The sequence below is a fragment of the Streptomyces sp. NPDC039609 genome (genome assembly GCF_055596705.1).
Window position 1 is genome coordinate 428497 of sequence record NZ_JBVIUJ010000008.1, and the last position, 19964, is coordinate 448460.

Genomic DNA, 19964 nt, shown 5'->3' on the forward strand with positions numbered 1-19964 from the left:
ATTCGGTCCGGAATCAGTGGGACGGTCCGGTCGGTCCGGTGTCGTTGCCGAGACGCGTACCGCGGGCGTGAGGAGCTGGGCGGTGGACGCCTTCGGCTGCGGCCAGGGCGTCGGCGAAACGGTCGAGGACGGCTTCCGCCTGCTCGTCGGTGAGGGTGAGCGGAGGGAGGAGGCGTACGACTCCCGAGTGGCGGCCGCCGAGTTCGACGATGAGACCGCGGTCGAGGCATTCCCGCTGGACGGCGGCCGCGAGGGCGGGGTCGGCCGGCGGGACGGTGGCGCCGAGGTCGCCCGGCTCTTCGGAGTCCGGGTCCACCAGCTCGACGCCGATCATCAGCCCCCGGCCGCGCACATCTCCGATGCAGGGGTGTGCCGCGGCCAGGCCCTGGAGCCGTCCGAGCATCCGGGCACCGAGGGTGGCCGCCCGGTCGGCGAGCCGGTGCTCCCGTACGTACGCGAGAGTGGCCGCTCCGGCCGCCATGGCGAGCTGGTTGCCACGGAAGGTGCCCGCGTGGGCGCCGGGTTCCCAGGCGTCGAGCTCCGACCTGTAGACGATGACCGCGAGCGGGAGGGAGCCGCCGATGGCCTTGGAGAGGACCATGACGTCGGGGACGATGCCGCTGTGCTCCACGGCCCAGAAGGCGCCGGTGCGTCCGACGCCCGTCTGGACCTCGTCGGCGATGAGTGGGATGGAGCGGGCCGCGGTGATCTCCCGCATCCGGCGCAGCCAGGCGTCCGGTGCGGGGATCACGCCGCCCTCGCCCTGGACTGGTTCGAGGATCATCGCGGCGGGGGTGGGGACCCCGCTCTTGGGGTCGTCGAGGAGGTTCTCCGTCCAGCGCGCGGACAGTTCGGCTCCTCGTTCGCCGCCGACGCCGAAGGGGCAGCGGTAGTTCTGCGGATAGGGCAGCCGGGTGACCCGTACGTCCGTCGCACCCCCCGAGGCGTCGAGGGCTCCCGCCGTCATGCCGTGGTAGGCGCCGGTGAAGCTGAGCAGGCCGCGTCGGCCGGTGGCGGTGCGAACGAGTTTGAGGGCGGCCTCGACCGCGTCCGTGCCCGCGGGTCCGCAGAACTGGATGCGCGCGTCGCGGGCGAGTGCGGCCGGCAGCGTGGCGAACAGCTCGGTGGTGAAGGCGTCCTTGACCGGGGTGGCGAGGTCCAGGACGTGCAGGGGGGCTCCGGAGTCGAGGACCTTCCTGATGGCTTCGAGGACCACCGGGTGGTTGTGCCCGAGGGCCAGGGTCCCCGCGCCGGACAGGCAGTCCAGATATCGCCGGCCGTCCGCGCCCTCGATGGTCAGTCCCCGGGCCCGTACGGGAACGATCGGCAGCGAGCGCGCATAGGTGCGCGCCGCCGATTCGCGCAGCGACTGGCGACGCAGGATGCCTTCAATTGCGCCCCCTTCACCCGCCCTCCGATCCCGCTGGTGCGCCTGCGCGGCCGGCGGTACGGCCGGAGCTGGTTCGGTCACGGCCACGGCTCGGTGTCCTCCCGCTGTAACAGTTGCGTTGCACATCGGTACGTTGCTCCGCCGCGCGAACGGCGTCGCTGAACGCTCCATATGTGTCCCCCGTACGTACCAACGACGAGGGCTGCCAAGGATCACGGGAAAATCCCAAGATCCTTGAGACGGTGGGGATCACGACCTGGCAACGGCCGCGCGGGGGCCGGAACCGCGGACCTGCCGCGCGCCGTCCCACCGGGCACCGGCATAGTGGGGGCGCACATCGGCGCCGGTCACGGCGCCACCACAGTTCACTCATGCACAAGTTGACGTAGTCCCAGGGGGATCACGAGATGCGATCGATTCGTCCGCTGCTGGCCGCGGCAGCCGCCGTCGCGGCGTTGACGCTGACGGCGACGGCCTGCGGCCCGACCGAGGAGAACGCGGGAGACAAGCCCAGTGCTTCCGCGAGTCCGTCCACCGGCGACAAGATCACGATTCCGGACGATCTCAAGGACCGGCTCAAGGAGCACGGGATCGATCTGGACAAGTGGAGGAACGGCGAGTGGAAGAACTGGGACCGCGACAAGTGGCTTCGTGAGGCGAAGGACTACGTCAACCCGATCATCGAGGACCTCTGGGACCCGGACCGGATGCGGGACGCCCAGCGGCCCGACAAGCCGGTCGAGGAGGAGGACATCTCGGGCGACGACGGTGTCACCGACCCGACCCCCGCGCCGGTCAGGGCGAAGGGTGTGCAGTCGCCGTACCACTCCAACGCCCCCGAGGCGGGCAAGGTGTTCTTCGACGGTCCCGAGGGTTCGATGGTCTGCTCGGCCACGGTCGTGAAGGACCCGGCCAACCCCGGCAAGTCCAACATGGTCTGGACCGCGGGTCACTGCGTGCACGCGGGCAAGAAGGGCGGCTGGTACCGCAACATCGCCTTCGTCCCCTCGTACAACGACCGCGCCCTGTCGACCGCGAAGCTGGAGAACGCGACGCGGGAGCAGGTCGCTCCGTACGGCGTGTGGTGGGGCGACTGGGCGCAGACATCCGAGCAGTGGATCTCCCAGGGTGCGGCGACGGGCGGTCAGGGCGCTCCGTACGACTTCGCGGTGATCCATGTGACGCCGGAGAAGGGCAGCACGGGCAAGTCGCTGGAGGAGACGGTCGGTTCGGCGCTTCCGGTGGAGTTCAACGCTCCCGCGGTGTCGAAGATCGCGAGCATGACGGCGACCGGTTACCCGGCGGGCCCGCCGTTCGACGGTCAGACGATGTTCCAGTGCCAGGACAAGCCGGGCCGTCTGTCGGTGAAGGCGGAGCAGCCGACGATGTACCGAATCGGTTGCACGATGACCGGTGGTTCGTCCGGCGGTGGCTGGGTCGCCGCGGGGCAGGACGGCAAGCCCGCGCTGGTGTCCAACACCTCGATCGGCCCGGTGACGGCCGGCTGGCTGGCCGGTCCGCGCCTGGGCGCCGAGGCCAAGGGCGTCTACGACGAGGTCAGCAAGAAGTTCGCCGGCCGCTAGAACGGCGGCCGAGGGGCGGGACCCTGCGGGGTCCCGCCCTTTTCCTACGGGCATACTGTGCACCGCAAGTGACGCGTCCATGGCAACTTCGACCGTGGCATTCGGTCCGTGGCGTCGCCCGGACGCGGAAACATCATCTGGGGGATCTCAACGCATGCGTTCCACACGACTCATACCGGCCTTCGCCGCGCTGGCGTCAGCGCTCGCGCTGACCGCCACCGCCTGCGGCCCGACCGAGACACCGGCGGCCGACAAGCCCGCGGCGGAGACGAGCGCTCCCGCCACCGGAGGCGGCGATGCCGCTCTTCCCAAGGATCTCGCCGACAAGCTGAAGAAGCACGGCGTCGACCCGGACAAGTGGAAGAACGGCGAGTGGAAGAACTGGAACACGGACACGTGGCTCCGTGAGGCCGAGGACTTCGTCAACCCGGTGATCGACGGGCTCTGGGACTCCCAGCGGATGCAGTCCGCGAAGAGCCCGGACCAGACGATGGCCACGACGGCGGGCTCCGGGGGCAGCGACCCCACGCCGCGCCCCGTCCAGGCCCAGCGGGAGAAGACGCCGTACCACCGCAACGCGGCGCCGGTCGGCAAGATCTTCTTCGACTCGCCCCAGGGTCATATGGTCTGCTCCGGCACGATCGTGAAGGACCCGCGTCGGCCCGGGAAGTCCAACATGGTGTGGACCGCGGGTCACTGCGTCCACGCAGGTCAGCGTGGCGGCTGGTACCGCAACATCACCTTCGTCCCGGCGTACAACGACCTCGGCAAGTCGCCGGCCGCGCTGCGCAACGCCCAGCCGCACGAGGAGGCGCCGTACGGCCAGTACTGGGCCGACTGGGCCGTGACCTCGGGCGAGTGGATCCAGCGTGGCGGGTCGCAGGCCGCCTGGCCGTACGACTACGCCGTGCTGCACGTCCAGCCGGCCCGTGGGAAGAAGTCCCTGGAGGAGACCGTCGGCGCCGCGCTGCCGATCGACTTCTCGGCGCCCGCGCCCGCGCAGGCCGGGACGGTGGGAGCCTGGGGTTACCCGGCGGCGCCTCCGTACAACGGTCTGATCATGCACAAGTGCCTGGACCGGGCCACCCGGCTCACCACGGCACCGGCGACGCCGACCATGTACCGCATCGGATGCACGATGACCGGTGGCTCGTCCGGCGGCGGCTGGTTCCGTGCGCTGCCCAACGGGACGACCGCGCTGGTGTCGAACACCTCGATCGGCCCGGCCGGCGGCAACGGCTGGCTGGCCGGACCGCTGCTGGGTCGCGGCGCGAAGGACGCGCACGAGATGGTGAGCAAGAAGTTCGCCCGCTGACCCCACGGCACTGATGCCCACGCCGGCGGAGACCGGCGTACGACATGCGGAAGGCCCCGCCCCCTGATGAGGGGGGCGGGGCCTTCCGCATATGAGCGAACCGGTCAGTGAGCGGCCGGTACGTACGGCGTCAGGAACGCCGCCAGCTCTTCGTGCACACGCGCCTTGAGCAGCGTGCCCTCCGGGGTGTGCTCCTCGGAGAGCAGCTCGCCCTCGGCGTGGACGCGGGAGACGAGACCGCCTTGCGTGTACGGCACGAGTGCCTCGATCTCGACCTGCGGCCGCGGCAGTTCGGCGTCGATGAGCGCGAGCAGCTCCTCGATGCCCTCGCCCGTACGGGCGGAGACCGCGATCGCGTGGCGCTCGGCCCGCATCAGCCGCTGCAGAACGAGCGGGTCGGCCGCGTCCGCCTTGTTGACGACCACGACCTCCGGCACGTTCACGGCGCCGACGTCGCGGAACACCTCGCGTACCGCCGCGAGCTGCTCCTCCGGAGCCGGGTGCGAACCGTCGACCACGTGCAGGATCAGATCGGAGTCGCCGACCTCCTCCATCGTGGAGCGGAACGCCTCGACCAGGTGGTGCGGCAGGTGCCGTACGAACCCGACGGTGTCGGCCAGGGTGTACACCCGGCCGCTGGGCGTCTCGGCCCGGCGCACGGTCGGGTCGAGTGTGGCGAACAGCGCGTTCTCCACCAGCACTCCCGCACCGGTCAGCCGGTTGAGCAGCGAGGACTTGCCGGCGTTGGTGTAACCGGCGATGGCGACCGAGGGAACCTTGTGACGGCGCCGCTCCTGCCGCTTGATGTCGCGGCCGGTCTTCATCTCCGCGATCTCCCGGCGCATCTTCGCCATCTTCTCGCGGATCCGACGCCGGTCGGTCTCGATCTTGGTCTCACCGGGACCACGGGTGGCCATGCCGCCACCGCCGCCGCCACCCATCTGGCGGGAGAGCGACTGACCCCAGCCTCGCAGTCGCGGCAGCATGTACTGCATCTGCGCGAGCGCGACCTGCGCCTTGCCCTCTCGGGACTTGGCGTGCTGGGCGAAGATGTCGAGGATGAGCGCGGTCCGGTCGACCACCTTCACCTTGACGACGTCTTCGAGGGCGATGAGCTGGCCGGGGCTGAGCTCGCCGTCACAGACGACGGTGTCGGCGCCGGATTCGAGCACGATGTCCCGCAGCTCACGGGCCTTGCCGGAACCGATGAACGTGGCCGGGTCCGGCTTGTCACGGCGCTGGATCACGCCGTCGAGCACCAGGGCACCCGCCGTCTCGGCGAGGGCCGCGAGCTCCGCCAGGGAGTTCTCCGCGTCCTGGACGGTCCCCGAGGTCCATACGCCGACCAGCACGACGCGCTCGAGGCGCAGCTGCCGGTACTCGACCTCGGTGACATCCTCGAGCTCGGTGGAGAGGCCCGCCACGCGCCGCAGGGCCGCGCGCTCGGAGCGGTCGAACTGATCGCCGTCCCGCTCTCCGTCGATCTCGTGGCTCCAGGCGACGTCCTCTTCCATCAGGGCATCGGCCCGAAGGCTCTCGGTGCGGCTCGTCTCCGCGAAGCTCTGCTCGTCCTGGGAAGGGGATGAAGAGGAGGTCATTTGATCCTTACGTCGATGGAAAGTGGTTGCGTCGATCACAACGTGTGACGGCACGGAAAGATTCCCGGGCCGACCGCGTCGTCGACCTGACGATGGTGACACGGTCCGGCGTGGCCCGTCACCCCGGTTTTACGGCGCTGCGGGCCTTGGTGGCCGGGAGGGAGCGCCAGTCCGCGTGCCCGGGCATCGGCGGGGTCTTCTCCGCGTACAGCCAGCCCGCGAAGAACGACGTGAGGTCACGCCCCGCGATCTCGGAGGCGAGCGCCGTGAAGTCGGCGGTGGTGGCGGTGGAGTCGGCGTGCTCGCTCACCCAGCGGCGTTCCAGGCTCTGGAAGGCCTCCTTGCCGATCTCCTGACGGAGGGCGTAGAGGACCAGGGCACTGCCGTCGTAGACGACGGGCCGGAAGAGGCTGATCTTCTGGCCGGGTGTGGGCGGCTCGGGGGCGGCGGGCGGTCCACCGCCGGCACGCCAGGTGTCGGAGGCCGCGTAGGCGGCCTTCATGCGCTGCTCCAGGGACTGCTTGGCCGTCTCCTCGGCATACAGCGCCTCGTACCAGCTCGCGTGCCCCTCGTTGAGCCACAGGTCGGACCAGGTGCGGGGCGAGACGCTGTTGCCGAACCAGTGGTGGGCCAGCTCATGGACCATGATCGAGTCGACGTACCACTCCGGATACGCGGGCTCGGTGAAGAGCCTTCTCTCGAAGAGAGAAAGGGTCTGGGTCTCCAGCTCGAATCCGGTGTCGGCGTCGGCCACCAGGAGTCCGTACGTCTCGAAGGGATAGGGGCCGACCTGGCGCTCCATCCACTCGATGTGGCCGGGGGTGCGCTTCAGCCAGGGCTCCATGAGCTCACGGTCGGCGGTGCGCACCACGTCCCGCAGGGGGAGCCCGTGGGGTCCGGTCCGGTGGACGACGGTGGTGCGGCCGATGGAGACCTGGGCGAGCTCGGTGGCCATGGGGTGGGTCGTGCGGTACGTCCAGGTCGTGGTGGTCCCGTCGGCCTTCTGATCGACCGGGAGGCCGTTGGCGACTGCCGTCAGCGAGCTGGGGACCGTGATCCGGAAGGTGAAGAACGCCTTGTCGGCGGGATGGTCGTTGGAGGGGAAGACCCGGTGGGCGGCGTCGGCCTGGTTGGCCATGGCGAGACCGTCGCCGGTGCGGACCCAGCCGCCGGTGTCGGCGGGGCCACTGGGATCGCTGGTGTGGGTGACGGCGATGGTCAGCGGGTCGCCGTCCTCGGTCGGCTGGGCGGGTGTGATCACCAGGTCCTCGCCGGTGGTCACGAAGTCGGCCGGTTCGCCGTCGACGGTGACCGAGGAGACCTTGCCGTGGGTGAAGTCGAGGTTGATCCGCTCCAGGTCGGCGGTGGCGAGGGCGTCGATCCGGGTCACCGCAGCGAGCGGCTCGGTGTTCTTGCCCTGATAGGTGAGATCGATGTCGTACGAGAGGACGTCGTAGCCCGGGTTGCCGAGGTGGGGGAAGAGCGGGTCTCCGATCCCGAGCGGCGCGGGTGCGGGAAGGGAGGCGGCGACGAGCCCGGCCGAGGCGGCGACCAGGACGGCGGAACGCAGCCAACGCGCGCGTGGGGAGCGATTTCGGGGTGTGAACGGCATGGGCTACGGCTACCAGTGCCCGCGCCGCTCCCCCGTGCGGCGCGCTCGCCCGCCACCCGAAGGAGTCACCGCCGTGCTGACGTCACCGGCGTGCTGCCCGTCATGCGCGCCGACGTCACTCCTCGTGCGAGGCGGGGTGCCGGGCGCGGCTCACGTCGTACACCCCGGGCACGTCCCGCATGGCTCTCATCAGGGCGGGCAGCCCTGCCGCGTCGGGAAGTTGCAGGGTGTACGTGTGGCGGACCCGCTGCTCGTTGGGGGGCTCGACCGTCGCGGCGACAACGGCGACGCCCTCGGTGGCGATGGCTTCGGTGAGGTCCGCGAGGAGGCGGGGGCGGCCGAAGGACTCGGCGACGAGCGTCACACGGCACTCGGCGGTGTCGCCCCAGTGGACGGGGACCGGAGCGCGCCCGAGCCGCCTCATGGTGTCGACGGCGGCGCAGCCGGTGCGGTGGACGGTGACGGATCCACCACGGACCTGGAAGCCGGTGATCTCGTCGGGCGGTACGGGGGTGCAGCAGCCGGCCGGCCGTACGACGGCGTCGGTCGCGGTTGCCTCCGGCAGGTCGGCGTGGAGCTTGGCGCCCGAGCGCCGATCGGCGGCGAAGGAGACCGATGGCCGGGGATCGGCCTCGGGCGCTCTCACGGCTTCCGGGTGTGCCTGGAGCCAGGCGGTGATCGCGATGCGCGCGGCGGGGGTACGGGTGTGCTCCAGCCACTCGGGGGACGGCCCCGACGTGGCGTCCTGGGCGAGCAGCAGCTGCACGGTGTCGCCGTCGTTCAGCACTGTACTGAGCGTGGCCAGGCGCCCGTTGACGCGGGCGCCGAGACAGCCGTGGGCGGCGTCGCCGTGCTGAGCGTAGGCGGCGTCGACGCAGCTCGCGCCGGCCGGGAGGCTGATCTTGCCAGGGGCGCTGCCGTCGGCGCGGAAGACGGTGATCTCCTGGTCCTCCGCGAGGTCCGCGCGCAAGGAGGTCCAGAAGGTGTCGGGGTCGGGGGTGGCCTGCTGCCAGTCGAGGAGCCGGGAGAGCCAGCCGGGGCGGGTGGGGTCGACGCGCTCCCCGTCGTCGGCCGGCTCGGGGCCGTCACCGCCCGCCGGAGGGGTGTACGGGTTTCCGAGCGCGACCACGCCGGCCTCGGCGACCTGGTGCATCTGGTGCGTACGGATGAGGACTTCGGCGACGGCACCGTCCGGGGCGGCGACGGCAGTGTGCAGCGACTGGTACAGGTTGAACTTGGGGGCGGCGACGAAGTCCTTGAACTCGGAGATCACCGGGGTGAAACACGTGTGGAGTTCCCCGAGGACCGCATAACAGTCGGCGTCCTCGCCCACGAGGACGAGGAGCCGCCCGAAGTCGCTGCCCCGCAGGTCACCGCGCTTGAGGCGGACACGGTGGACGGAGACGAAGTGCCGTGGCCGGACGAGGACTTCGGCGGCGATGTCCGCGTCCCTCAGGACGGCGGAGACGCTGTCGGCGATGGCGGCGAGCGCGTCGCCCGCGCCGGTGTTCTCGGCGATCAGCGCCCGGGTCGCTTCGTACTCCTCGGGGTGGAGGATCGCGAAGACGAGGTCCTCCAGCTCGGTCTTGAGCGCCTGGACACCGAGCCGCTCGGCGAGCGGGATGAGGACGTCGCGGGTGACCTTGGCGATCCGGACCTGTTTCTCGGGTCGCATCACGCCCAGGGTGCGCATGTTGTGGAGCCGGTCGGCGAGCTTGATCGACATGACCCGGACATCGTTGCCGGTGGCGACGAGCATCTTGCGGAAGGTCTCCGGCTCGGCGGCTGCTCCGTAGTCGACCTTCTCCAATTTGGTGACGCCGTCGACGAGATAGGCGACCTCGTCGCCGAACTCCTTGCGAACCTGATCGAGCGTCACCTCCGTGTCCTCGACGGTGTCGTGGAGCAGGGCGGCGGTCAAGGTCGTGGTCTCGGCTCCGAGTTCGGCAAGGATCAGGGTGACCGCGAGCGGGTGGGTGATGTACGGCTCGCCGCTCTTGCGGAACTGTCCGCGGTGCGAGTACTCCGCGAGGACGTACGCCCGGCGCAGCACGGCGAGGTCGGCGTCGGGATGGTGCGCGCGGTGCGCCTCGGCGACGTGCCCGATGGCGTCGAGCAGCCGGTCCCTGGTGGTGGGACCGAGGAGAGCGGCGCGGCCCAGCCTGCGGAGGTCGATCCTCGGACGGGCGCGCCTGCGGCTGGGAGCGTCGGGGCCGGTGGCCTCCGCTGCGCTCACGGGATTGGTGGCCTCTGCGCTCATGGGGCACCTCCGGCGGCGTCGACCGGCGGTGGGCGGGCAAGGCGTGCCTGCCGGGCCGGTGCTTGATGCTACCGACCCCACCACGTGGCGCAGTCACGCTCTCGCCCAGCGTGAAGCGGATCACCCATTCGAGCGACGGATCAGTCGTTGACTGTTTCGAATTCTCCGGCGCCGAGCCAGGACGGGTCGATCGTGCCCTCGGCGACGATGACGGCCGGGCCGGTCATCTCGATCTCGCCGTCGGGGTGCTCGGTGATGATCAGCGTGCCACCGAGGACGTCCACGGTGTACGTGACGGGCATCCCGATCACGGCAGGGTCGGCGCCGTCCCGGCGGGCGGTTGCCACGGCGACGGCACACGCGCCCGTACCGCAGGAACGGGTCTCGGCGGCGCCGCGCTCGTGCACGCGCATCGCGACGTGGCGGGGGCCTCGGTCGGCGACGAACTCGATGTTCACGCCGTCCGGGTAGACCTCGGCGGGGGCGTACGGCGGCTCGGTGAACAGGTTGCCCGCGTGGTCGAGGCTGTCGACGAAGGCCACGGCGTGCGGGTTGCCCATGTTCACGTTGCGTGCGGGCCAGCTGCGGCCGTCGACGGTGACGACGACGCCGTCCTCGGGAAGGCGGGCGCGCCCCATGGAGACGGTGACGGAGCCGTCCTTGTCGAGGTGGACCCGCTTGATCCCGCCGCGGGTGGCGACGGCGACCTCGCCGGCCGTGACGTGTCCGGCGTGCTGCAGGTAGCGGGCGAAGACACGGACGCCGTTGCCGCACATCTCGGCGACAGAACCGTCCGCGTTGCGGTAGTCCATGAACCACTCGGCCTCGTCGGCCATGGCCCTGGCCTCGGGGTGGGCGGCGCTGCGGACCACGTGCAGCAGCCCGTCGCCGCCGACACCGGCCCGTCGGTCGCACAGCCGCGCGACGGCCCCTGCGGGCAGCTCGACGGCGTTGTCGGCGTCGGGGACGATCACGAAGTCGTTCTCGGTCCCGTGGCCCTTGAGGAATGCGAGCGGCGAGGTCTGCGTGGTGGTCACGGGATCAACTGTACGGGTCGGGTCCGACAAGGTCCTCGACGGTCCACGGAGCGAGCGACGGCGTGCCGGGCGGCCGGGACGCAGGCCGACAGGGCTGTAAGGCGCCCGGGCGGCGGGGTCAGCGGAGGCGGGCCACGCGCCAGACGGCCAGGACGACGAGGAGCGCGCTGAAGAACACGTACAGGGCGATCACCCGCCAGTTCGGCCGCTCACCGGAGCCGCGGGCCGGGAGGCCGGGCCAGGTGTGACCGACCTTGCGGGCGGCCATCATGCCCCAGCCCGCCGCGCAGGAGCTGATCAGCAGACCGAGCATGGCGACGACGGCGCCGCCCTCACCGGAACCGAAGGCGAGGGGGAAGGCGAACATCAGCGAGCCGACGGCGGCGAGACCCACGATGGGCGCCAGCTGCCAGATCCGCAGACGTCGCTGGGGCCGCAGTTCGACCTCGACCTCGTCGGCGTCGACCTCGACGGCGGTGCCTTCGGCGTCGTCCGGACCGTCCGGGCTCAAACCGGGCGCGTCACCCGGGGCTTCGCCCCGGATCGCGTCGTTCTGTTCTCTGTCGCGAGGGCCGGCCTCCATCGCCACGCGCCCTCCCACTCGGACTCCACTTGGTCGATCGATGCTCGATGATGGCACGCCGAAGACCACTGGAATGACGGGCATGGCGTCCCGATGCCATCACGTGATCAGGCTGTAACCGCTCGTTCGACCAACGCCAGCGCCTCTCGGGGGAGTTCCCGCCGGTGTTCTGCCGCACCGCTCAGCCAGTGAACGCGCGGGTCGCGCCGGAACCACGAATCCTGACGGCGCGCGAAGCGCTTGGTGGCGCGCACGGTCTCGGTGCGCGCCTCGTCCTCGGTGCACTCCCCCGCGAGCGCCGCGAGCACCTGCTGGTAGCCGAGCGCACGTGCGGCCGTGCGCCCCTCCCGCAACCCCTGCGCCTCCAGGGTGCGCACCTCCGCCACGAGCCCGGCCTCCCACATCCGGTCCACGCGCGTGGTGATCCGCTCGTCGAGCTCGGGGCGCTCCACGTCGACGCCGATCTGCACGGTGTCGTAGACCGAGTCGTGCCCGGGCAGGTTGGCGGTGAAGGGCTTGCCCGTGATCTCGATGACCTCGAGCGCCCGGACGATGCGGCGGCCGTTGCTGGGCAGGATCGCCCGCCCGGCCTCGGGGTCGGCCGCGGCGAGGCGGAGATGCAGGGCACCCGAGCCCCGCTCCTCCAGCTCCGCCTCCAGGCGGGCTCGTACGGCCGGGTCGGTGCCCGGGAACTCGAGGGCGTCGATGGCGCCGCGCACGTACAGGCCGGAGCCGCCGACCAGGACGGGCGTACGGCCCGCGGCGAGCAACCGGTCGATCTCCGCGCGTGCGAGGCGCTGGTACTCGGCGACGCTGGCCGCCTCCGTCACGTCCCAGATGTCGAGGAGGTGATGCGGGATGCCACCACGCTCATCGAGCGTCAGCTTGGCGGTTCCGATGTCCATCCCTCGGTAGAGCTGCATCGAGTCGGCGTTGACGACCTCGCCGCCCAACTGCTGGGCCAGAAATACACCCAGATCGGACTTTCCGGCCGCAGTGGGACCGACGACGGCGATGACCCGCGGGGCGGGAGCTGCACTTCTCACCGCCCCAGTCTCGCAAACCTCTCGGCGGGTCCCCGAATGAGCGACGTGACGGCCCGCATCCGGGTTCGTTGCCAGTTGCGAGGTTCCGACCGCCGGTTTCCGTACCGGCTGCGCCGGGTGGCGCAAGAGGGCGCCCCAGGCGCCGCGGGGCTTCTCCCACACGAGTACGCTATGGAGTGGTAATGGGCGTTTTTGCAATGTTTCGCCGTAAGGGCAAGGAAGCTGCCGAGGCGTCAACGGAGGAGGCCCAGGTCGTCGCTCCGACGGAGACGCAGGAGGACGCGGAGAAGGCCGAGGCGTCCGCGCTCGACGCAGGGGACTCCGAGACCGAGGCGCCGGAGGGTGCCGGGGCCGGCGAGACCGCGGAGACGGCCGATGTCGTGGACGTGGTCGAGTCGGTGGAGATCCCGAAGCAGCAGTCGGTCGAGGCGGCCGCGGACAACGAGGCCGGCGAGAGCGCCCGGAAGTAGCGCCTGGATACAAGGCACGGCATACGGACCGACCGGAGGGAAGGTGACCCATGGGTCTCCTGGATTCACTGAAGGCCAAGCTCGCCCCGGCCAAGGACAAGGTCTCCGATCTCGCGCAGCAGCACGGGGAGAAGATCGAGCACGGCGTCGACAAGGCCGCGAAGCTCGTCGACGAGAAGACCAAGGGCAAGTACAGCGCCAAGATCGAATCGGGCACCGGCAAGGCCAAGGGCGCCCTTGACCGGATCGCCCACAAGGACGACGGCCCGAAGGGCGAAGGCCCGACCCCGCCGCCGGCCGCCTGACGCACTGCGTCACCTGACGGTCCCTCCGCACGGCGGACGGCCGCGGAGCACTCAGCTCCGCGGCCGTCCGCCGTTTCGTGTTCCGGAGAGCCGTCTCCGAAGCGGTCTACGACCAGGCGGCCACGAAGTAGCCGACGCCGTACGGCGCGTCCTCGTACAGCAGCCTCCCGTCGAGGCCCGCGCCTTCCGCGGCGCCCGCGAGGACCTGCCAGGGGGCCCGGCCGGCAGCCTTGAGCTCGTACGCGAGGTTCTCGTCCAGCGCCAGGAGCGCGTCCACGTCCGCGGCGCCCAGGGCCCGGGCGGCCTCCGCGTCGAACGCGGCGGCCCGCTCGTCCAGATAGCCGGGTGCTTTGAGGGTCCGGCAGGCGCTGCCGTCGCCCATCACGAGCAGCGCGACGCGGTCGGCCGTGGCGGCCAGCTCCCGGCCGGTGGAGACGCACTTCGTGGGCTCCAGGGGTTCGCCGACGCCGAGCCCCTCGACGGGGGCGTCGGCCCAGTCGGTGCGTTCCAGGAGCCAGGCGGCGACGGCGAGGGAGGCGGGCAGCCGCCGCTCTCCGGCCGGTCCGTCGCCGAGCGTGACGGAGAGGTCGACGCCGAAGGGCGCGAAGCTGCCGGCCGAACCGGCGGGAAAGGGTCCGCGCGCACTCTCGTCGGCGGGGCCGACGACATAGAGGCGATCGGGCCGAGAGGCGGCGAGCAGCCCGACGGCGTCGGAACAGGCTGTACGGGCTGCGTCGAGCTCACCGGCGGCTCCGGCCGCCACCTCGGGCACGAGCAGGGGAGGACAGGGGCACACAGCTGCGGCGACAAGCATGATCCGCAGCCTACTGCGACGTGCTCCGGTCCCCCGCCACCGAGCCGGAACGGGTTCGGTGACTCACCCCGGTGTCAGTGGCTCCCGCAGGCCGGGGCCGAGGCCTCGGGCAGCGGCTCGGGCACGCCGATCTTCGGCAGGCCGAGCAGGACGCCCGCCGGCTTGGCGTCGGCCGCGGCGGTGCGCTTCTCCCACGCGTCGCCGGCGCGGGTACGACGTACGGACGTCGTCGGGCCCTCGGCGAGCAGGTGGTGCGGGGCGGCGTAGCTGATCTCGACGGTCACCACGTCGCCGGGGCGGACCTCGGTCTCCGGCTTGGTGAAGTGGACGAGCCGGTTGTCGGGGGCGCGGCCGGAGAGGCGGTGGGTGGAGCCGTCCTTGCGTCCCTCGCCCTCGGCGACCATGACCTCCAGGGTCCGGCCGACCTGCTTCTTGTTCTCCTCCCAGGAGATCTCCTCCTGGAGGGCTACGAGGCGCTCGTAGCGCGCCTGCACGACCTCCTTGGGGATCTGCCCCTCCATCTCGGCCGCGGGGGTCCCGGGGCGCTTGGAGTACTGGAAGGTGAAGGCGTTGGCGAAGCGTGCCTCGCGGACCGTGTGCATCGTCTGCTCGAAGTCCTCCTCGGTCTCGCCGGGGAAGCCCACGATGATGTCGGTGGAGATGGCGGCGTGCGGGATGGCGGCGCGCACCTTCTCGATGATCCCGAGGAAACGCTCCTGCCGGTACGAGCGGCGCATCGCCCTCAGGACCGTGTCCGAGCCGGACTGCAGCGGCATGTGGAGCTGCGGCATCACGTTCGGCGTCTCGGCCATCGCCGCGATGACGTCGTCGGTGAAGTCACGGGGGTGCGGCGAGGTGAAGCGGACCCGCTCCAGGCCCTCGATCTCGCCGCAGGCGCGGAGCAGCTTGGAGAAGGCCTCGCGGTCGCCCAGGTCGGAGCCGTACGCGTTGACGTTCTGGCCGAGCAGGGTGATCTCCGAGACGCCCTCGGCGACCAGGGCCTCGATCTCGGCGAGGATGTCGCCGGGGCGACGGTCCTCCTCCTTGCCGCGCAGCGCCGGGACGATGCAGAACGTACAGGTGTTGTTGCAGCCGACGGAGATCGAGACCCAGGCGGCGTACGCGGACTCGCGGCGGGTCGGCAGCGTGGAGGGGAAGGCCTCCAGCGACTCGGCGATCTCGATCTGGGCCTCCTCCTGGACGCGGGCGCGCTCCAGGAGGACCGGCAGCTTGCCGATGTTGTGCGTGCCGAAGACGACGTCGACCCAGGGGGCCTTCTTGACGATGGTGTCGCGGTCCTTCTGGGCGAGACAGCCGCCCACGGCGATCTGCATGCCGGGGCGCGTGGTCTTCCTGGGGGCGAGCCGGCCCAGGTTGCCGTACAGCTTGTTGTCCGCGTTCTCACGGACGGCGCAGGTGTTGAAGACGACCACGTCGGCGTCACCGTCGGAGCCCTCGGGGGCTCGGACGTAGCCGGCGTCTTCCAGCAGACCGGAGAGCCGCTCGGAGTCATGGACGTTCATCTGGCACCCGTAAGTGCGCACTTCGTAGGTTCGCTGGACGTCCACTGTCTGGCTCCGGTCGCTGCTGGTCATGGCACAAGGGTATGCGGTGCCGGGCATTGCCCCGCCCCGAGCCGTCGCCGGGCGGTCCCGAGGCCACCGGAAGGCCGCCGGAAGGCCACTGCGAAGTCTCCGGTGCCCTGCCGCAGCCCTTCAGCGCACCGCCGTGGACGTGGCCTCGACGGCGGCGGCCAGCTGGGACCGGAGTGTTCCCGCGTCGGGCCTGAGGGAGCCGCTGAAGGCGGCGGAGCCGATGGTGAAGGCGTCGGCCCCGGCGTCCGCGAGTGCCTGTATCTGGTCGGCGGTGGTGATGCTTCCGGCCACCACGAGGCGGCCGGTGGTCGCGGCCCGGGCGGCACGGACCAGGGCGAGCGGATCCGCGTCGGTGGCCCGGTAGGCGAGGAGGTCCACGCCCGCGCAGCCCGCCGCCTCGGCTCGGCGGCAGTCGTCGGCGATGCGGGCCGCGTCTCCGGCCAGGCGCGTGGGGTGACCGAGCGGTTCGCCTGCGAAGGGGAGGTACTCGATGCCGGTGCCGGCGAGCAGGGCCAGTGTCTCGTCGATCCAGGTGCCGCCCATGAGCCGGTCCACACCCAGGTCGATCGCGGACTTCACCGAGGCGAGGGCCTGCTCGCGCGTGGTGCTGACCACCTCCAGGTAGCTGGTGGCACCCATGTCCTTGATCTGCCGGTGGAGGAGGGCGAGTGTGCCGGGCTCGACGCCCATGTCCTTGAAGCCGATGTGCGCGATACCGAGGTCGCGGACGGTGTCGAGGACGTCGAGGCAGTCGGTGACGGTCCGGTCGTCACGGGTGAGCATGAAGATGAAGTCCACGGCGAGAGTCCTCCAGGTCGGGGCGGGCCGGGGCGGAGCGGGGGCCTGTGCATACGGGTGAGAGCGCGCGGTGCCAGTGCAGGCGCGGGGCGGGCGGGCTGAAGCCTGTGCGGGTGAGGGCGCGGTGCTGGTGGCGGTGCCGCCGGGCCGGTGACCGCGGGCGCAGTGCCCGTGGCCCGTTGGCGTGGCGGCGCCGCCGGGCCGGTGACGGCGGGCGCAGTGCCCGTGGCCGGGCGGGCCCATGCGGGCGCGATCGGGTCAGGTGTCGGTCGGTTTGGCGATCGACGACCCCGTACCGGCAGCGGCGGCGGTGCCGGTTTCCGTACCGGCGAGGTCGTCGGCATGGTGGAGGGCGGTGAGCAGGCTGGTGTGGTCGGCGGTGCCCTGGCCGGCGAGGTCGAAGGCCGTGCCGTGGTCGACGCTGGTCCGTACGAACGGCAGGCCGATGGTGATGTTGACTCCGTGCTCCAGGCCCAGGTATTTGACGGGTATGAGCCCCTGGTCGTGGTACTGCGCGACGACCGCGTCGAACTCTCCGGCACGGGCACGCATGAAGACCGTGTCGGCGGGCCAGGGGCCGCTGGCGTCGATGCCTTCGCCCCTCGCGGCCCGGACGGCCGGTTCGATGATGTCGTGATCCTCGCGCCCGAAGAGCCCGTTCTCCCCCGCGTGCGGGTTGAGTGCGGCGACGGCGATACGTGGGCGGGTGCCCGTGCGGCCGCCGGCCCGGAGCGTGCGGTGCGTCAGCCGGATGATCTCCAGCTCGCGGGCGGTGGTGAGCGCGTCGAGCGCGGTGCGCAGGGACTGGTGGACGGTGACCAGGACGACCCGTAGCCCATCGTTGGCCATCATCATCGCGTAGTCGCTCGTGCCGGAGAGCTCGGCGAGGATCTCGGTGTGCCCCGGGTAGGGCAGCCCGGCCAGCCGCAGTGCCTCCTTGTTGATGGGAGCGGTGGTGAGGGCCCGGATCTCGCCGCGGAGGGCGAGTTCGATGCCCCGGCGTACGTACTGGAAGGAAGCGGCTCCGGCGCGGGCGTCCACCGTGCCCGGCGTCAGGTCCTCCGGAAGTGTGCCTTCGGCCAGGACGTTCATGAATCCGGGGCTGTGGACCGCCTCCGCCACGGAGTCGACCGGCCGCACGGTCACCTCGGTGCCCGTGATGCTGCAGGCCCGGGCGAGGACGTCCGGGTCGCCGATGACGATGGCGGTGGGGCGGCGGCGTGGGTCGGCGTACGCCTTGACCGTGATTTCAGGCCCGATGCCGTTCGGGTCGCCCATGGTGATGGCGATGGGCGGCGTGGCGGGTGGTGTCGGCCTCAGAGGTGTCGTCATGAGACCGGCCCGCCCTCCATGAGGAGGCGGCACAGGCGGTCGAGGGTTCCCTCGTCGCCGAAGCCGCCGGCTTTGATCAGGACGGGGATCCGGGTCGGACTGAGCAGTACGCCGCGCGCGACCCCGGGTTCGGGCTCGTCGATCAGGTCGATGCCCTCGGACCGGAGCGCTTCGAGAACGGCTGCGGCGGTCTCTCCGCCGGTGAGCACGAGCCCGTCGACGGTCCCGGCAGTCGTCAACTCCCTTACCACGTGGGCCAGATTGCCCGTGAGGGAGGCGGAGGCGGTAAGGCGTTCGTCGGGGGTGTGGACCACAAGGACGGGCGCGGAGGCTCCCTGCAAGGCGTGGAAGGCCGCACGGGGGTCGTCGTCGGCAGTGGCGGTGGCCACGTCCGCTCTCGTCCGCATGCGGTCCAGTTGGCGCCGGGTGGCCGGGTTCGCGCTGCCGACGACCACGAGCGGGCGCCGGGCGCGGGGAAGCTCCGGGCGAACGGCCTCCGGCGTGCGGGAGTGGTGTCGGGCCAGCGCCGCGGCGAGTCCCGGGGAGCCGACCCAGAGCACCTCGCGCGCCGGGGGCACGGAGGAGACAAGGCGGTCGAGATCGACGTCCGTGACCGCCGAGCAGACGAACACACCTCCCCGTCCGATCAGTTCGGGCAGTTTCTCGAACTGATCCGGTTCCAGATGCTCGGCCTCCGGCAGCAGCCGCGTGAGGTCCGAGCAGCGCACCGGGTGCGCCGGGTCTCGGGCGAACTCCGTGTCGTGCACCGGCACGCCCTGCACGTGCTGAATCCCGCGGAGCGTGGTCCTGCCCTCAGCGGGGAACGCGGGCGCGACGACGACCGCCCGCCGGCCCGAACCGACGTGGGCGGCGCGGACCTCGGCCGCCACATGCCCCCGCAGTGTCGAGTCGACCGTCTTGACCAACAGGTCTGCCGTCGCGAACGCGCGGGCGGCCTGCGTGGTCCGGGTCTCGGCGGCCGGCTCGTCCAGCAGCCTGCTGCCGAGGTCGAGGGCGACGACACCGTCCGGGGCCGACGCGGCCGCTTCGTACACGTTCCGCCCGCCGGAACCGGCGTCACCCTCGACTGGGGTCAGCAGGACCTTCGCCTGGTGCCCGGCCCTGCGGAACGGCGCCGCGCCGTCGCCGGCGCTGGTGAGATCGTCCGCGAGCACCGCGATGCTCGACACGGGATCGTCCTGGGGTCCCACCCACATGCGTCGTCCTCCTCGGATCGCCGACCGGTGACGACATCAACACTGACGCCCGGAAAGCCGCTGGACAAGCGATTCCTTCTCACCCCACCTGTGAGTAGATTTCACACATGCGCTGGCCCGACCTTCCTCCACTGAATTCGCTGCTGCCCTTCGAGGCGACCGTGCGGCACGCGAGCATGACCCGAGCCGCTCAGGAGCTCCATGTCACCCACGGCGCGGTCAGCCGTCAGATCCAGAACCTGGAGAAGTCCCTGGGCGTCACCCTCTTCGAGCGTGGGACACGGTCCCTGCGCCCCACACCGCAGGCGCGCCGTCTGGCGGCCGCCGTCCGTGACGCACTCGATCAGGTCGACACGGCCGCCCGGGAGGTCGCGCGCCGGGAACGCGGCGGCCCGCTCGCGCTGTCCTGCGAGCCCACGCTGTTGATGCGCTGGCTCATCCCCCGCCTGCCGGACCTCGCCGTCCAGGTACCCGGTCTCACCGTGCATCTTTCGGCGGGCGGTGGGCCCGTGTCGTTCGATCGGGACACCATCGACGTCGCGCTGCGCCGCGACGACTTTCCGGTACCGGAGGAGGTGAGCCGCTCTCCGCTGTTCATGGAGCGGATCGGTCCGGTCTGCAGTCCGGACATGGCTGAGCGGATGACGGGCAAGGGGGGCGTCGTCGGCGTGACGATTCTGCACACGAGCACCCGGCCGCGGGCCTGGGAGGACTGGCAGCGTCTGGCACGTCGACGGGTCGAGGCCGCCGAGGAGCAGACCTTCGAGCACTTCTATCTGGCGCTGCAGGCGGCCGTCGCGGGCGTCGGTGTCGCCATCGGCCCGTACGCGCTCGTCCATGACGATCTGGTGCGCGGACAGTTGGTGGCACCGTTCGGCCTGGTCGCGGACGGGACGGGGTACCACCTGCTGAGCCCGCAGCCGCCCGAGCAGGACGGCCGGATCGCCGGGCTGCTCGGGTGGTTGAGGAGCCAGGCGGCCGAGTTGTGACCCTCGGCTCACCGGAGTGG

17 protein-coding genes are annotated in these 19964 nt (G+C 71.3%); 5 read left to right on the top strand and 12 right to left on the bottom strand.

The features are described from left to right. Window positions 1-13: 13 nt before the first annotated feature. Window positions 14-1477, bottom strand: coding sequence for a diaminobutyrate--2-oxoglutarate transaminase family protein (locus ACZ561_RS25720; RefSeq protein WP_470999228.1), 1464 nt, complete (start codon window positions 1475-1477; stop codon window positions 14-16). A 320-nt stretch (window positions 1478-1797) separates the two neighbouring features. Here ACZ561_RS25720 and ACZ561_RS25725 point away from each other — a divergent pair, with 320 nt between their 5' ends. Next, complete coding sequence (locus tag ACZ561_RS25725; protein ID WP_470999230.1) at window positions 1798-2973, top strand: trypsin-like serine peptidase; 1176 nt, start codon at window positions 1798-1800, stop codon at window positions 2971-2973. 154 nt (window positions 2974-3127) lie between these two features. Beyond that, on the top strand, window positions 3128-4288 hold the full coding sequence (locus ACZ561_RS25730) for a trypsin-like serine peptidase (protein WP_470999232.1): 1161 nt from the start codon (window positions 3128-3130) through the stop codon (window positions 4286-4288). 104 nt (window positions 4289-4392) lie between these two features. On the opposite strand, the gene hflX is transcribed toward ACZ561_RS25730, so the two are convergent. From hflX to miaA, 6 genes are all read right to left on the bottom strand, one after another. Continuing rightward, a complete protein-coding gene (hflX, locus tag ACZ561_RS25735; protein ID WP_470999234.1) occupies window positions 4393-5886 on the bottom strand; it encodes a GTPase HflX in 1494 nt (497 codons plus the stop codon). A gap of 118 nt (window positions 5887-6004) precedes the next feature. Beyond that, on the bottom strand, window positions 6005-7498 hold the full coding sequence (locus tag ACZ561_RS25740) for a M1 family metallopeptidase (protein ID WP_470999236.1): 1494 nt from the start codon (window positions 7496-7498) through the stop codon (window positions 6005-6007). Between the two features lie 115 nt (window positions 7499-7613). Beyond that, on the bottom strand, window positions 7614-9758 hold the full coding sequence (locus tag ACZ561_RS25745; protein WP_470999238.1) for a RelA/SpoT family protein: 2145 nt from the start codon (window positions 9756-9758) through the stop codon (window positions 7614-7616). Between the two features lie 140 nt (window positions 9759-9898). Further along, window positions 9899-10795: a diaminopimelate epimerase gene (gene dapF, locus ACZ561_RS25750; protein WP_470999240.1), complete on the bottom strand. Its 897-nt coding sequence runs from the start codon at window positions 10793-10795 to the stop codon at window positions 9899-9901. A gap of 118 nt (window positions 10796-10913) precedes the next feature. After that, window positions 10914-11378: a hypothetical protein gene (locus ACZ561_RS25755; RefSeq protein WP_470999339.1), complete on the bottom strand. Its 465-nt coding sequence runs from the start codon at window positions 11376-11378 to the stop codon at window positions 10914-10916. 107 nt (window positions 11379-11485) lie between these two features. Next, complete coding sequence (gene miaA / locus ACZ561_RS25760) at window positions 11486-12424, bottom strand: tRNA (adenosine(37)-N6)-dimethylallyltransferase MiaA (RefSeq protein ID WP_470999242.1); 939 nt, start codon at window positions 12422-12424, stop codon at window positions 11486-11488. A gap of 182 nt (window positions 12425-12606) precedes the next feature. Between miaA and ACZ561_RS25765 the strand changes: the two genes are divergently transcribed. Both ACZ561_RS25765 and ACZ561_RS25770 read left to right on the top strand, forming a co-directional pair. Next, on the top strand, window positions 12607-12894 hold the full coding sequence (locus tag ACZ561_RS25765; RefSeq protein ID WP_470999244.1) for a hypothetical protein: 288 nt from the start codon (window positions 12607-12609) through the stop codon (window positions 12892-12894). A gap of 50 nt (window positions 12895-12944) precedes the next feature. Continuing rightward, entirely contained in the window at window positions 12945-13199 is a 255-nt protein-coding gene (locus tag ACZ561_RS25770) for an antitoxin (protein ID WP_329115105.1), read from the top strand. Between the two features lie 106 nt (window positions 13200-13305). On the opposite strand, the gene ACZ561_RS25775 is transcribed toward ACZ561_RS25770, so the two are convergent. The 5 genes from ACZ561_RS25775 to ACZ561_RS25795 all read right to left on the bottom strand — a co-directional run bounded on the left by ACZ561_RS25775 (window position 13306) and on the right by ACZ561_RS25795 (window position 18955). Continuing rightward, window positions 13306-14013: a class III extradiol dioxygenase subunit B-like domain-containing protein gene (locus ACZ561_RS25775; RefSeq protein ID WP_470999246.1), complete on the bottom strand. Its 708-nt coding sequence runs from the start codon at window positions 14011-14013 to the stop codon at window positions 13306-13308. Between the two features lie 74 nt (window positions 14014-14087). Beyond that, complete coding sequence (miaB, locus tag ACZ561_RS25780; RefSeq protein ID WP_470999248.1) at window positions 14088-15608, bottom strand: tRNA (N6-isopentenyl adenosine(37)-C2)-methylthiotransferase MiaB; 1521 nt, start codon at window positions 15606-15608, stop codon at window positions 14088-14090. Between the two features lie 120 nt (window positions 15609-15728). Then, complete coding sequence (locus ACZ561_RS25785; RefSeq protein WP_470999250.1) at window positions 15729-16406, bottom strand: HisA/HisF-related TIM barrel protein; 678 nt, start codon at window positions 16404-16406, stop codon at window positions 15729-15731. Window positions 16407-16664: 258 nt separating this feature from the next. Next, the gene (gene pdxA, locus ACZ561_RS25790; protein WP_470999252.1) at window positions 16665-17738 is read right to left on the bottom strand and encodes a 4-hydroxythreonine-4-phosphate dehydrogenase PdxA; all 1074 of its coding nucleotides are present in this window, start codon (window positions 17736-17738) and stop codon (window positions 16665-16667) included. Beyond that, on the bottom strand, window positions 17735-18955 hold the full coding sequence (locus tag ACZ561_RS25795; protein ID WP_470999254.1) for a four-carbon acid sugar kinase family protein: 1221 nt from the start codon (window positions 18953-18955) through the stop codon (window positions 17735-17737). Before ACZ561_RS25795 ends, pdxA begins: the two co-directional genes overlap by 4 nt. A 107-nt stretch (window positions 18956-19062) precedes the next feature. Here ACZ561_RS25795 and ACZ561_RS25800 point away from each other — a divergent pair, with 107 nt between their 5' ends. After that, window positions 19063-19944: a LysR family transcriptional regulator gene (locus tag ACZ561_RS25800; protein WP_470999256.1), complete on the top strand. Its 882-nt coding sequence runs from the start codon at window positions 19063-19065 to the stop codon at window positions 19942-19944. The last annotated feature ends 20 nt before the right edge of the window (window positions 19945-19964 follow it).